Source organism: Pseudomonas sp. B8(2017), assembly GCF_002113575.1.
In the GTDB taxonomy this organism is placed as follows: Bacteria; Pseudomonadota; Gammaproteobacteria; order Pseudomonadales; family Pseudomonadaceae; genus Aquipseudomonas; species Aquipseudomonas putida_Z.
Genome location: NZ_NEIO01000003.1, coordinates 35378 through 50653, shown reverse-complemented (window position 1 = coordinate 50653; position 15276 = coordinate 35378). Strand labels below are relative to the sequence as shown.

The 15276-nt window shown below is 64.4% G+C and carries 6 protein-coding genes; 4 read left to right on the top strand and 2 right to left on the bottom strand.

Annotated features, from left to right (window positions below; translation table 11 throughout):
* Positions 1-182 precede the first annotated feature (182 nt).
* Both CAG22_RS06225 and CAG22_RS06220 read left to right on the top strand, forming a co-directional pair.
* The gene (locus tag CAG22_RS06225) at positions 183-1058 is read left to right on the top strand and encodes a DMT family transporter (RefSeq protein WP_025340189.1); all 876 of its coding nucleotides are present in this window, start codon (positions 183-185) and stop codon (positions 1056-1058) included.
* A 13-nt stretch (positions 1059-1071) separates the two neighbouring features.
* Entirely contained in the window at positions 1072-1530 is a 459-nt protein-coding gene (locus tag CAG22_RS06220; protein WP_025340190.1) for a DUF4265 domain-containing protein, read from the top strand.
* A gap of 3 nt (positions 1531-1533) precedes the next feature.
* On the opposite strand, the gene CAG22_RS06215 is transcribed toward CAG22_RS06220, so the two are convergent.
* The gene (locus CAG22_RS06215; protein ID WP_041505660.1) at positions 1534-2415 is read right to left on the bottom strand and encodes a DMT family transporter; all 882 of its coding nucleotides are present in this window, start codon (positions 2413-2415) and stop codon (positions 1534-1536) included.
* A 639-nt stretch (positions 2416-3054) separates the two neighbouring features.
* On the opposite strand from CAG22_RS06215, the gene CAG22_RS06200 reads away from it, so the two are divergent.
* Both CAG22_RS06200 and CAG22_RS06195 read left to right on the top strand, forming a co-directional pair.
* Positions 3055-3915 carry a formylglycine-generating enzyme family protein gene (locus CAG22_RS06200; protein WP_085704962.1) on the top strand — a complete coding sequence of 287 codons (861 nt, stop codon included), beginning with the start codon at positions 3055-3057 and terminating at the stop codon, positions 3913-3915.
* A gap of 126 nt (positions 3916-4041) precedes the next feature.
* The gene (locus CAG22_RS06195) at positions 4042-6501 is read left to right on the top strand and encodes a TonB-dependent receptor (RefSeq protein WP_085704959.1); all 2460 of its coding nucleotides are present in this window, start codon (positions 4042-4044) and stop codon (positions 6499-6501) included.
* Between the two features lie 209 nt (positions 6502-6710).
* On the opposite strand, the gene CAG22_RS06185 is transcribed toward CAG22_RS06195, so the two are convergent.
* On the bottom strand, positions 6711-15206 hold the full coding sequence (locus CAG22_RS06185) for an amino acid adenylation domain-containing protein (RefSeq protein WP_371916849.1): 8496 nt from the start codon (positions 15204-15206) through the stop codon (positions 6711-6713).
* Between the last annotated feature and the right edge of the window lie 70 nt (positions 15207-15276).

The following is a 15276-nucleotide window of genomic DNA, read 5'->3' as shown; positions in this document are numbered from 1 at the left end:
CCGGCCTCTTCGCGGGCTCGCCCGCTCCCACAGGATTACCACAGGGCCGAGCATTGCAGAGAACTTGTGGGAGCGGGCGTGCCCGCGAAGAGGCCGGCACAGGTTTACACCGCAAGAAAGCACAAGAATCCCCAGCCCCCCTGGCGTACACTCGCGCCCCTGCCCTGCCTCCGGAGACCGTTGTGAGCCCCATCGCCCTAGCCCGCCTGCTGACCCTTGCCGCCGTCTGGGGGGCGAGCTTCCTGTTCATGCGCATCATCGCCCCCGAGCTGGGCACGGTGCCGACGGCGTTCTTCCGTGTCTCCATCGCCTGCCTGGGCCTGGTTGCACTGCTCGCCGCCGCCCGCGTGCGCTGGGACTTCCAGGGCAAGCTCGGCGCCTGCCTGGTGCTGGGCATGATCAACTCCGGTATCCCCGCCACGTTCTACTCCGTGGCCGCCCAGGTGCTGCCCGCCGGCTACTCGGCAATCTTCAACGCCACCACGCCGCTGATGGGTGTGCTGATCGGCGTGCTGTTCTTCCGCGAACCGATGACCCTGGCCAAGCTCTGCGGCATCTTCCTGGGCCTGTTCGGCGTCGGCATCCTCAGCGGCGCCGGCCCGGTGGCCCTGGACCTCGCTCTGCTGCAAGGCGCCCTCGCCTGCCTGGCGGCCACCACCTGCTACGGCTTTGCCGGCTTCCTCGCCCGCCGCTGGGTCAGCGGCCTGGACAGCCGCCTGTCGGCACTGGGCAGCATGCTCGGCGCCACCCTGATGCTGAGCCCACTGTTCGCCTGGAGCGCGCTGAGCCAGCCACCTGCCAGCTGGGGCGGCTGGCAGGTGTGGCTGTCGCTGCTGGGCCTGGGCCTGCTGTGCACAGCGTTCGCCTACATCCTGTACTTCCGCCTGCTGGAGGAGATCGGCCCGGTCAAGGCCAGCACCGTGACCTTCCTGATCCCGGTATTCGGCGTATTGTGGGGGGCGTGGCTGCTGGACGAACCGTTGTCGATGGCGCACCTGTACGGCGGCCTGCTGATTGGCCTGGCATTGTGGCTGGTGCTGCGCCCGGCACGCAGCTGAAACGGGGTACAGGATGAACGACGCGTACAAGAAGGTCCTGTTCCGCCTGGAGCAGGACGAAAACGGCTACCCGCCCGCCTCGGTCGAGGGCCTGTGGGCCAAGGCCGTGGAAGGCGGCTATGCCGTCGACAACATTCCCTTCCATGTCTACGGCATCGCCCCGGGCGACGTGATCGGCACCCGTGAGGAAGCCGGCGAAACCTGGTTCGCCGAACTGCGCCACAGCAGCGGCAGCTCGGTGTTCCGGGTTATCGTCAAGCCCCCGGAAACCCTGGACCAGGTACGCGCGGCCTTGCACGACTTCGGCTGCAACTGCGAAACCGAGCAGGCGGTGAAGATGCTGGCGGTCGAGGTCCCGCCGCAGCGCTCGCTCGACACCTTGCTCTACTACCTGCTCACCCAGCGCGAAGCCGGCCTGCTGGACTTCGAGGAAGGCGTACTGCGCCACGCCATCCCCGAAGAGTTCCGCTAGGGCCTACGCCTCGGCCAGGCGCGCGGCGGGCTTGCGGAACACGAACAGCAAGCCCACCACGATCAGCCCCATGCCCAGCAGGCTGAGCGGCGCCAGGCGGTTGCCGAAGATCAGCAGGTCCATCACCGCGGTCACTGCCGGCACCAGGTAGAACAGGCTGGTGACATTGACCAGGTTACCCTTGGCGATCAGCCGGTACAGCAGCAGGGTCGCCAGCAGCGAGACCACCAGCCCCATCCACAGCAGCGCGCCGACGAAACCGCCAGTCCATTCCACATGCAGCGGCTGCAGCGGCGCGAACAACGCGCACATGGCAAAGCCGGCCAGGTACTGCAGCGGCAGCGTGCCCATGGGGTTGTCGGTGATGCGCTTCTGCAGGATCGAGCCAAAGGTCATGCTGGCCAGCGCCAGCAAGGCGAACAGCATTCCCGCCAGCGACACCCCGCCCAGGTTGATGCCCTGGTAGACCACCATGATCAACCCGCCAAGCCCCAACCCCAGGCCGAACAAGCGGCTCCAGGAGCGCTGGCGCTCCATCAGCACCACGGTCAGGATCGGTTGTACCCCCATCACCGTGGCCATGATGCCGGGGGTGACATGGGTATCGAGCGCCAGCAGGTAGAAGATCTGGTAGGCGCCGAGCAGCACACAGCCGGTGCCCAGGGCCCGCAGGATGGCCCCGCGACTGCGCGGCCAGCGCAGCCCCAGCAACGGGCCGATCAGCAGCAGGCCGGCCAGGGCCAGCGCCGAGCGCAACAGCAGGAAGGCAAACGGGCTGGCATGCGCCAGGCCGAGTTTGGAGACGATTGCCCCGCTGCTCCACAGCAGGACGAACAGGCTGGTAGTGGCCGCCGAGGCCACGGATGCTTTGCTAAAGACAGACATGTATTGCCACCTGATTCAAGGCGAATAAGCCAGACGGACGGCGTGCGCTTCAGCGTGGGAAGTCGCCGACCGTGTTCAGTAGGTTGCGTGTGCGAAGGGATGCGGCCAGAAGCCGATCAGCCCAGCACGACCACGCAAGGAGGCGGAGCTACGCCGCCTACGACGCCACTGACAGGTGGTGGTGGATAGTGACTGATCATCGCCGGCTGCTGGCAGCCACGCACGACCATGCCCGCGACTGGCGCGATGGCAAAGCTTGTGGTGGATGGGCTGGCTGGCATGAACAGGTCTTCGGGGAGAATGCAGTGGGCTGGACTATAGCCCGGTGCCAGGCAGCTGGCAACCTCCCCAAACTCAACTTTGCGCATATCACAGTGGGGCAACTGTCCTGCTCAATCTCGAAGCTTCCGCGATCCCTGTGGGAGCGGGCGCGCCCGCGAACACCGGCGAAGCCGGTGCCATACACCGCGTCGCCTGCTTCGCGGGCATGCCCGCTCCCACAGGGGTTTACGCAACCTTCAAGTTTTGAGCAAGCCAGCCGCGACCATAGGGGCCGCGTCTCTATTGGTTAATTTCTCACCACCCCGATTCGTCTGAATGCGAAACGCAGCCCGCATTCACCCGTTTCGAGGACCACCGATGAACGTATCCGCCTGGCTCTACCGGCCAGCCCAGATCACCTGCCTGCTGCTGGTCAGCGCCTACGCCCACGCCGCCAAGCCCGGCGACGTGTTCAAAGACTGCAAGGACTGCCCCGAGATGGTCGTGCTGCCCGCCGGCAGCTACGTCATGGGGGCCCCCGACGACGAAGTCGGCCGCCAGCCCGACGAGGGCCCGCTGCACACCGTGACCTTCGCCAAGCCCTTCGCCATGAGCCGCTATCAGGTAACCGCCGGCGAGCTGGACGCCTATATCAAGGCCACCGGCACCGTCATCAAGAGCGGCGACGACCGCCCCGGCCGCTGGTGCGAAGCCAGCAAGCCCAGCTACAAGCAAGGCCCCCGCCAGCCGGCGGTGTGCGTCGACTACGACGAAGTGCAGGCCTATACCCGATGGCTGGCGAAAACCACCGGCAAGCCATACCGCATGGTCAGCGAAGCCGAACGCGAATATGCCGCCCGTGGCGGCTCCAGCGGCCCGTTCCCCTTCCCCTTCGACGAACCGGGCAAGTACGAGATCAGCAAGCACGCCAACACCTATGGCCCCAAGGACGGGCATACCTTCACCGCCCCGGTGGGCAGCTACCCGCCCAATGCCTTCGGCATGTATGACATGCACGGCAACGTCTACGAATGGGTCGCCGACTGCTACCACGACAGCTACGAAGGCGCCCCCACCGACGGCAGCGCCTGGATCCAGGACCCCAAGTGCATCCGCGCGCACATGCGCGGCAACGACTGGGGCGAGCCGCCGATCTTCTCCCGCTCGGCCAACCGCAACGACCGCCTCAAGACCACCCGCGGTGACTTCCTCGGCTTTCGCATAGCACGCGAACTGTGAAGTTGTGACGCGGTTAACGCAGCACCGGCCAAAAAAATCGCCAATAAGAATCGTTCCGGTTTTTCACAGGTGCTGCGTCCTATAGCTGACATAGAAAAAAACCCTCTGCCAACGAGACCGCAATAGATGTCCAAGTCCCTCCCCGGCCCGCTCAATCCGCTTGCCAAAGCATTACTGATCCGTCATTCCCTTCGTCCCCAGCGCGCGCTCACACGCATCGGCCTGGGCCTGGCGATATCCGCTGCGATGGTTGCCCAGGTGCAGGCACAGGAGTGGACCCTGGATATTCCTGCGCAGTCGATGAATTCGGCGTTACAGGCACTGGCCAGGCAGACCGATACCCAGTTGCTGTACAGCCCGGAAGATATCGGTGGCCTGCGCTCCTCCGCACTCAAAGGGCGCCACGACCTCGCTTCGTCCCTGCGCATCCTGCTGGGCGGCAGCGGGCTGCGTTATCAGATCGACGGCAACACCGTGACGGTAACAGCGGGTTCGGCCGCAAAGGACGGCCAGGTCGAGCTTTCGGCGACCAACGTCAATAGCGTGGGCCTGGGGGCCACTACCGAAGGCACGGGTTCCTACACCACCGGCGTGACCAGCACGGCCACCCGCATGAACCTGTCGATACGCGAAACACCGCAAAGCATCAGCGTCATCACCCGCCAGCAAATGGACGACCAGCACCTGGCGACCATTACCGACGTGCTGAAGCAGAACCCGGGCATCACCATGTCCCAGGACGGTGGCGAGCGCTTTCATATCTATTCGCGCGGCTCGGAAATCAGCACCTACCAGCTCGATGGCGTGAACACCGCGCAGGACTACCTGACGCGCAACATGCCCAACACCCTGATGGACATGGCAATGTTCGACCGCATCGAGATCGTCCGCGGCGCCACTGGCCTGATGACCGGTGCGGGCGAACCCAACGGTGTGGTCAACATGGTACGCAAGCGCCCCACGCGTGAATTCCAGTCGTATGTGCAGGCCGGTGTGGGCTCGTGGGACTACTATCGCACCGAGGCCGACGTGTCCGGCCCACTGATCGAAAGCGGCAAGCTGCGCGGCCGCCTGGTGGCCGCCAAGCAGAGCAACCAGAGCTACATGGACTGGTACAGCCAGGACCGTGACCTGGTCTACGGCGTGCTCGAAGCAGACCTGACCGATACCACCACCGTGCGCTTCGGCATGGACTACCAGACCTACGACGCCAATGGCGCGCCAGGTGTGCCGCTGTTCTTCAGCAATGGCCAGCCCACCAACTTCTCCCGCTCGACCAGTTCCGGGCCGCGCTGGATGTATGAAGACTACACCACCAAGAACTACTCCTTCGGCCTGGACCAGGAGCTTGGCAATGGTTGGCAGTTGAAGATGGCCGGCAACTACATGGATGTCGATCGCGACTCGCTGTCGGCGTTCTATCGCACCGGTGCCGGGGTATCTACCCTTGATCAAGCCACCGGCAACGCCAAGTCCGACCTGCTGCAAGTCGATGCCCACCAGGTTCAGCGGGGCATGAACATCACGCTGCAGGGGCCTTTCGAGCTGTTTGGCCAGACCCACGAACTGGTTACCGGCTTCGACTACATGGATTACGAGAACAACCACTTCACCGGCAGAGCTGGGGAAGCCACATTCAACTTCTACACCTGGGGCAACCGCATACCGCAACCTGGCAACTATTCGCCACTGCTGGACTACGACCTGACCATCCGCCAGACCGGTTACTTCATTGCCACCCGGCTCAACTTCACCGACGACCTGCACATGATTCTCGGTGCCCGTACAACCAACTACCGTTCGGACTCGAACCAGGTGGTATTGACCACTGGCACTGGCAACCCCACGCAACTTAAGGAGCACGGAGAGGTAACACCGTACGCCGGCCTGATCTATGACCTGACCGATGAGCAATCGGTGTACGCCAGCTACACCGATATCTTCAAGCCCCAGACCAGCCGCGACCGTACCGGCAAGGTGCTGGACCCTGTGATCGGCAAGAACTATGAAATGGGCTGGAAAGGTGAATTCTACGATGGCCGCCTGAACGCCAACGCGGCGATCTACCTGATCAAGCGCGACAACTTCGCCGTGACCGACACCGATTTCGAGGCACCCCAAGAAGTAACCTGGACGGTTTCCAAGGCTGTGGACGGTGCCGAGACCAAAGGTATCGACCTTGAACTGTCCGGCGAAGTAGCGCCTGGGCTGGAAGTTCACACCGGTTATAGCCATTCGCGCACAGAGGACTCCAGCGGCACTCGCCAGACACCTCAGCTACCACTGGACACCTTCCGCCTGTGGACCACTTACCGCATGCCCGGCGAATGGGACCGCCTGACCGTAGGTGGGGGCGTGAACTGGAACTCCAAGCAATCCTTGGTCACCAGCTACAAGACTCGCATCACCCAGGAAGACTACGCCGTGGCCAGCCTGATGGCCCGCTACAAGATCAGCGAGCACCTGGCCGCCACGCTGAACGTGGACAACCTGTTCGACAAGAAGTACTACGCAGGCCTGGCCGGCAACTATGGCCACTATGGCGCGCCGAGAAACGCGACGCTGAACCTGCGCTACGATTTCTGATCAGCAGAACGAAAAAAGGCGACCCTGGAGGTCGCCTTTTTCATGCCTGCATGGTCTTCGCGTCGGTACGCGGTCCGTTGTAGGAGCGGCCTTGTGTCGCGAAAGGGCTGCAAGGCAGCCCCGGCAATTCCTGCATCACTGCTGAGCCCCCGGGGCCGCGTTGCGGCCCTTTCGCGACACAAGGCCGCTCCTACACAGAGTGAGCAGGTTTACTGGCTGATCGTATCTGCCAGCAACAGCCTGGCAATCATCCCCTCAAGGACATCCACCTGCTCAAGGATGTCATAGTGCCCGGCATCAACAGCAATGTCCTGGCAGCTACCCGAGATGCCACCCGCGTGCGCGCCCTCCCCCGCCCACCAGCAACTTGCCGCTGCCTCGGTAGACGGTAGCTGGCGCAACTGACGCGAAAGCGCCTTGAGTTTCATGGCCACGACAAAGGTCTGCGCCAGATCAGCGTTGCCGATTTCGGCATAGGCCGACTGTGCAGCCTGTGCGGTCCGTGCCGTTTCGATCACGCGCTCCAGGGCATCCTGAGTACTGCCGGCCGGCACGACCGGCAGCACCAGTGCATCGGCCGAAACCCCGAGAATCACCGCCAGGAAGCCACGCAGGTCGGCGCTCCAGTCACTTTCCTGCACGGCTTGCCTGGCCGAGGGCACGAAGCTGTCGACCAAGGCCAGCACCGCAACCCGCTGCCCCTGGCTTTCCAACTCCTTGGCCACCAACACCGCCAGGGTGCCGCCCAGCGACCAACCTGCCAGCTGATAAGGGCCTTCAGGTTGCTTCTGGCGAATGTACTGTGCGTAATCGATAGCCATCGTTTCCAGCGAATCATCCACCCAGGCGTGATCCAGCAGCATCCGGCATTGCAGGCCATAAACCGTGCAACGGCCTTCCAGCCGGCGCGCCAATGGCTCGTAATCGAACACCGTGCCAAACCCGGCATGCAGGCAGAACAGCGGCGTACTCGCGTTCACTCGGCTGTTCAGCAACAACAGCGGGTCCAGGCTGGCATCGTCGGGTGCATAACCCGACAACTCGGCGATGGTCGGCCGGGCAATCACATCACGCAGTTTCAGTTCGATAGGCAAATCCTCGCGGGCACGGACCTTGGACAGCATCTTCAGCACACGCAGCGAGTCACCACCCAGTTCGAAGAAGTTGTCATCGACACCGACCTGCTCGACTTGCAGCACTTCCTGCCAGATCGCTGCCAGCGCCTGCTCGATTGCATTACGCGGGGCAACCCATGCCCGGCCTGCGGCAAACTCGGGTGCAGGCAGGCCATTGCGGTCGATCTTGCCATTGGGGGTGAGCGGCAGCGCCGGCATCAGTACAAGCTGTGCCGGCACCATGTGATCCGGCAGGTCGGCGCGCAGGGCATCACGTAATTGCTCGGCGCGGGTATCGGCATTGTCCGTCACCACGTAGCCGATCAGTTGCTTGCCCGTGCTGATGTCACGCGCCACCACCACGGCATCGCGCACGCCAGCCAGGTTGCGCAGGCGTGCCTCGATTTCTCCCGGCTCGATGCGGAATCCGCGAATCTTCAGCTGGTTGTCCAGGCGCCCGAGGAAGTCGATGACACCATCGGCGCGGCGACGCACCCGGTCACCGGTGCGGTACAGGCGGCCCCCCGTGGCAAACGGGTCGGCCACGAAGCGCTCGGCCGTGAGAGCAGCCCGCTGGTGATAGCCACGCGCCACGCCCTCTCCGCCGATGTAAAGCTCACCGGCCACACCATCGGGCAGCGGGTTGAGGTGCTGGTCCAGCACGTGCAGCGTGCGCTCGCCCACGCGGTCGCCGATCGGCGCGTACACAGCCTCACAGGTTCGTTGCACCGGCACTTTCCATAGCAGAGGCGTAACCACGGTTTCCGTCGGCCCATAGCCGTTGGTCAACCAGCGCGGACGCAGCGTGCGCTTGACGTGCTCGAACAGGGCGTCCGGTACCGCATCGCCGCCAAAGCAGTACACCCGCACCGCTGGCGCAGGCTGCTGCTGGCTGTCGGCGAATTCGGCCAACTGTTGCAGGTAGGCCGGCGGGAAGCAGGCGATGTCGATACGCTGGGCATGCAAGGTCTGCCAGGTTTCTTCTGCCGTCCACAGCCGGTTGTCACGCACCACCAGGCAACCACCCGAGGACAACGTCGACAGCCAGCGTTCCTGCGCCCCGTCGAAGGCGAACGACATGAACAGCAGCTCGCGGGTCTGCAGGTCCATCTCGTACAGCCCGGCGATGGCCTGGCAGTGCATGCGAATCTGGCCGTGGCTCACCGCCACACCTTTGGGCTTGCCGGTGGAACCAGACGTGTAGATCAGATAAGCCAGGTTATCCGCGCACGCGCGCTGTTCAGGTGCAGTAGCAGGCAGATGGTCCAGCGCTTGCTGGTCGAGCTCGACGCACCGCGCTACCTGGGTAAAGCGCTGGCGCAGGCCACTGCTGGTGACCAGCAGGTGCATTGCCGAGTCCTCGACGATCCACTGCAGGCGCTCTTGTGGGTAGTCGATATCCAGTGGCACATAAGCTGCGCCGGTCTTCATCACCGCCAGGAAGGCCACGATCACCTCCACCGACCGCTCCAGGGCAATGCCCACGCAGCTTTCCGGGCGCACGCCCTGCGCGATCAGGTGGTGGGCAAGGCGGTTGGCGCGCGCGTCCAGCTGGGCATAGGTCAACTGTTGGCCGCCGCAGACTACCGCCATGGCCTCGCCACGCTCACGGGCATGCCCGGCGATACGCTCGGCGAGCAGCGGCTGCTCGCGCCCAGGTGCCGCAAGCTGGTTGCGCAGGTCGGCGTGCCTTGCCTGCGCCGGCGTCAGCATGCCCAGGCTGCCCAGCGTGGCCTGGGGATTGTCCAGCATGGCGCTCAGCAGGCTTTCGAAACTACCGCGCAGGCACTCGACAGCGGCTTCGGTAAAGCGGTTGCGCAAGTACAGGAACTCTACCGAAAAGGTTTCGCCCAATTGCACGGCCAGGTCCATGGCATAGTTGGTGACGTCGCGGTTACGGACTTCGCCAAAGCGTAACGTTCCGCCGCCGCCCTCGCGCAGGCGGTCGTCAACCGGGTAGTTCTCGAACACCACAATGCTGTCGAACAGCGCTTGCCCTGGCCGCCCGGCCCAGCGTTGCACATCGGCCAGCGCTGCATGCTCGTGGTCGCGCAACTCCAGGTTGTAGTGCTGCAGCTGGTGCAGCCAGTCGCTGACAATGTGCTGGGGTTGCGGCGCCTGCACCACCGGTAGCGTGTTGATGAACAGCCCCAGCATCTCGCCTGCACCGGCCAGGCTGCTGGGGCGCCCGGCCACTGTGGCGCCGAAGCACACGCTGGCCTGGCCGGTGTAGCGTTGCAGCAGCAACAGCCAGGTGGCCTGGACCAGGGTATTGGGCGTGACCCTCAGGCGCCGGGCCTGGTCACGCAGGTGTTGCGTGCGCTGCGCATCCCAATGCAGATACAGCGCATGGTGCCCGACAAGCTTGCCGTCCGCCTGCGGCGCAACACTGTCGGCCAACAGCGTCGGCCCCTCCAGGGCACGCAGCTTCTCGCTCCAGAACTGCTCCAGCTTGCCCATCGGCTGCTCGGCGAGCCAACGGATGTAGTCACCGAAGCGCCCCCCCGCATGGCTGGCAGGCCGGCCGTGATAAACCTGCAACACCTCGCCCAGCAACCGTGAATTGCTCCAGCCATCCATGAGGATGTGGTGGCGCGACCAGATCAGGTGCAGGCGTTGCTCATCCACTCGAACCAGCGTCAGCCGCATCAGGGGGGCACACGCCAGGTCGAAGCCTTCGGCAGCCTCCTCGGCTGCCAGCGCCTGCAAGGCGTCGCTGGTCACCTCACGCCCACGCCAGTCGAGCACGCGCAGCGGCAAGCTGGCCTGACGCTGCACCACCTGCAAGGGCTCCGCCCACCGGGCCGATGACAAGAAGACCGTGCGCAGGATGTCGTGGCTGGCGATCACCTGGTTCCAGGCCGCGACGAAGCGGTCGATGTCCAGGCCGTGCACATCGACCGCAGTCTGGTTGATGTACAGCGCGGCGTCGCTCTCCTGCAGGGTATGGAACAGCATGCCCTGTTGCATCGGCGACAGCGGGTAGATATCGGCAATCTGAGCAGCAGGTACCGGCAGGTCGTCCAGTTGCGCCTGGTTCAGACGGGCCAAGGGGAAGTCCGATGGCGTGAGGCCTTGGGTGTCATCCTGGCAGCAATGGTTGATCAAGGCCTTGAGTTCTTCTGCATAGGCATCGGCCAGTTGCTGGATGGTCGAGGTATCGAAGACTTCACGGCTGAACGTCCAGCCCAGTGTCAGCTCGCCGCCGTACACCTGGCCATTGAGCGCCAGCAGGCTGCTCAATGGCGCGTCCTCATCCTGGTTCAGCCCGGCATTCTCGCTGGCCGGTTTGAACAGGCTCGCCTGCTGGTCGAAGCTGCCATCGAACTGCCCCAGGTAGTTGAAGATGATCGCCCCCTGGGCCAGCGCCGCCAACGTCTGCCGAGCTTCACCAGCCCCCAGGTAACGCAGCACACCATAGCCAAGACCCTTGTGGGGCACCGCGCGCAGTTGCTCCTTGATGGTCTTGATCGAGCTGGCCAGCTCGGGCTGAGGGCTGAGGTTGACCGGGTACATGCTGGTGAACCAACCCACCGTGCGGCTCAGGTCGATACCGTCGAACAGGTCTTCGCGGCCATGACCTTCCAGGCGCACCAGTACCTGCGGCTGCGCGGTCCAACGGCTGACCACACGGGCCAATGCCGTCAACAACAGGTCGTTGATCTGCGTGCGATAGGCTGCCGGTGCCTGCTGCAACAGCTTGCGGGTCCAGAGCGGGTCCAGGCGAGTGCTGACCGACGTTGCATGCTTCTGCCGGTTTTCGCCCTGGGGATGATCGCAAGGCAAAGCATCGCTGGCGCCTTGCAGTTGATCACGCCAGTAGTGCAGTTCATGTTGCAGTGCCTGGCTGCTGGCATAGGCCTGCAGCTGTTCGGCCCAGACCTTGAACGCGCTGGTCTTGGCCGGCAACTTCAGCGGCTGGCCGAGGGCAAGCGCCTGGTAGGCCTGTTGCAGGTCTTCCAGCAGGATCCGCCATGACACGCCATCGACCACCAGATGATGAATGACCAGCAGCAGCCGCTGGCTGCCGTCTGCCAGCGTTGCCAGCACGGCGCGCAACAGTGGCCCCTGAGCCAGGTTGAGGCTGCGCTGGGCCTGATCAGCCAAGCGTTGCAGCGCCTCTGCATCAACGCATTCGCGTACCCACAGCAGCTCGGTCGATACCGGCGCGCCGATCGCGGCCTGCCAGCGCTCGGCACTCTGCCAGACATTGAGCCGCAGCAGGTCGTGATGGGCATGCAGGTTGCCCAGCGCCATGCTCAACAGGTGCGCATCCAGTGCCTCACCAGGCTCGAGCAACACCGACTGGTTCCAGTGGTCACGTACTACAAGCGCTTGCTCGAAGAACCAGTGCTGCACCGGAACAAGTGGCAGAGGCCCGGTGACCACGCCCTGCTCCAGTGCTTGTGCTTCGCTGCGCCGGGCAACCGAGGCCAGCCCCTGCACGGTCTGATGCTGCAGCAACTCCTTGGGGGTGAACTGGATATCCACCTGGCGCGCACGGCTGACCACCTGCAGCGAAATGATCGAATCGCCGCCCAGCTCGAAGAAGTTGTCGGTCAGGCCGACCTTCTCCAGCTTCAGCACATCCGCCCAGATCGCCGCGATCTGCTGTTCCAGATCACTCTGCGGCGCGATGTACTCGCCCTGCGACTGGCTGGCATCCGGCTGCGGCAGGGCCTTGCGGTCCAGCTTGCCGTTCGGCGTCACCGGCAGCTTGCCGAGCAGCAGCAGGTGCGCCGGCACCATGTAGTCCGGCAAACCGGCCTTCAGCGCCTCGCGCAGGCTGTCGCGCAACGCGCCTTCGTCTTGCGTGCTGTCGGCAGGCACCACATAGCCCACCAGCTGCTTGCCGCTTGGCCCGTCCTGGGCCAGCACCACGGCTTCCTGCACACTCGGCAGCTCCAGCAAGCGCGCCTCGATCTCGCCCAGTTCGATGCGCAGGCCACGGATCTTCACCTGGTGGTCGATGCGCCCGGCGTAGTCGATCACACCATCGGCGCGGTAGCGCGCCAGGTCGCCGGTGCGGTACAGGCGCCCACCGTTTTCGCTGAACGGGTCCGGCACGAAGCGTTCGGCGGTCAGCGCCGGGCGCTGGTGGTAACCACGGGCCAGGCCGACACCACCGAGGTACAGCTCGCCGGCACTGCCGCGCACCGCCGGTTGCAGGCTGCCTTCGAGGATGTGGGTCTTGAGGTTGTCGATCGGCTGGCCGATCGGCACGCTGATGTTTTCGTCCGGCTGGCAGGTCCAGTGGGTCACGTCGATCGCCGCTTCGGTCGGGCCGTACAGGTTGTACAGGCCCGCCGCCGGCAGGCGTTGCAGGGTCTGGCGGGCCAGCTCGGCCGGCAACGCCTCACCGCTGCACACCACGCGCTTGAGGCTGACGCAGCTCTCGACCGCTTCGTGGGTCATGAACGCCTGCAGCATCGACGGCACGAAGTGCAGCGTGCTGATGCCGTAATGGTTGATGGCTTCGACCAGCAGTTGCGGATCGCGGTGCGCGCCGGGCTGGGCCATGACCAGGCGTGCCCCGGTCATCAGCGGCCAGAAAAACTCCCACACCGATACGTCGAAGCTGAACGGGGTTTTCTGCAGCACGCTGTCGCTGGCGTCCAGCCCGTAGGCCTTCTGCATCCAGCACAGGCGGTTGACCAGCGCCTGATGGCTGTTGCCAGCACCTTTCGGGCGACCGGTTGAGCCGGACGTGTAGATCACGTAGGCGAGGTTCAGCGGGGCCACATCGACATGCGGGTTGGCATCGCTGTAGCCATCGAAGTTCTCGGTGTCCAGGTCCAGGCTGCGCAGGCCGGCCGGGATCGGCAGGGTCTCGCGCAAGTGCGACTGGGTCAGCAGCAAGGCGATGCCGCTGTCCTCGAACATGTAGCTCAGCCGGTCCTGGGGATATTCCGGGTCCAGCGGCACATAGGCGCCGCCGGCCTTCACGATGCCCAGCAGGCCGATGACCATCTCCAGGCTGCGCTCCATGGCGATGCCCACCAGCACGTCCGGGCCCACGCCCTGCTCGCGCAGCTTGTGCGCCAGCTGGTTGCTACGGCGGTTGAGCTCGGCATAGCTCAGGGTCTGCTCGCTAAAGGCCAGCGCCGGGGCATCCGGGGTGGCGATTACCTGGGCCTCGATCAGCTGGTGGATGCCGGTTTCGCCTGGGTAATCGGCTTGCGTGGCATTCCAGCCATGCACGATCTGCTGCCGCTCCCCGTCATCCAGCAATGGCAGCTCAGCCACTCGCTGGCCTGGGTTGGCGACGATGCCGTGTAGCAGGTTCAGCCAGTGTCGCGCCATCTGCTGTATGGTCGAGGCATCGAACAGGTCGGTTGCAAAGGTCAGCGTGGCGCTGATGCCTTGCTCATGTTCGAAGCTGTCCAGCGTGAGGTCGAACTGCGCCGCGTGCACGTTCCATTGCAGGCCCTCCACCTCCAGGCCGGGCAAGCTGCGGTGCTCGCCCTTGCCCCGGGTCTGGTGGTTGTACATCACCTGGAACAACGGGCTGTGGCTCAGGCTGCGTTCAGGCTGCAAGGCATCGACCAGCTGTTCGAATGGCAGGTCCTGATGCACCTGTGCGCCCAAGGCTCGTTGCCGCACTTGCGCCAACAGCTCGGTGAAGGTCAGTTGCGTGTCGAACTCGGCACGCATCACCTGGGTATTGACGAAAAAGCCGATCAGCCGCTCGGTCTCTACGCGGTTACGGTTGGCGATGGGCACGCCCACGCGCACATCGGCCTGCCCGGAGTAGCGGTGCAACAGTACCTGGAAACTCGCCAGCAGCAGCATGAAGGGTGTCGCCCCCTGGAGCTGCGCCAGCTGTTTGAGTGACAGGCTCAACGCTTCGCCCAGGTCAACGTCGATCCGCTCACCGCGGTAGCTTTGCAGCGCCGGGCGTGGCCTGTCGGTGGTCAGTTCCAGCACCGGGTGGTCGTCGCCCAGCTGCGCCATCCAGTACGCCAGCTGACGCTCACGCTCGCCAGCGTCCATCCAGGCACGCTGCCAGATCGCATAATCGGCGTACTGGATCGGCAGCTCGGCCAGCGCCACCTCCCGACCTTGGCTATAGCCCTCATAAAGCTGTACCAACTCATCGATGAGCAAGGGCATCGACCAGCCATCGGCGACGATATGGTGCAAGGTGAGCACCAGCACGTGCTCGCCCTGCGCCAGTTCCAGCAGTTTCACCCGCAGCAGCGGCCCATGGACCAGATCGAACGGCTTCTGGACCTCAAGCGCGACCTGCGCCTGCAAAACCTGCTCCTCCACGGCCCCCAAGGCCTGGCGGGCCAGCTGGAAAGGCTGGTCCGGGTGGATGACCTGCATCAGCTGGCCATCTTCCTCGGCGATGGTCGTGCGCAAGGCTTCATGACGCTGGATCAGCGTCGCGAAGCTGCGCTGCAGGGCTGCCAGGTCGAGCTGCCCCCTGAACCTGAGCGCGGTCGGAATGTTGTAGGCCGAGCCGGTGGGCTCCAGTTGCCAGAGAAACCACTGGCGTTGCTGGGCATAGGACAGCACAGGGCGTTCGACATCGTGCCTGGCCACCGGGATGGGCAGTTGCGCGAGCGTGACGCCCTTGGACGCCAGTTTTTCGAGAAACAGCTTCTGCTGCGCCAGGGGCAGACGGATAAAGCGATAAACCAGGTCTGCGTTTCTG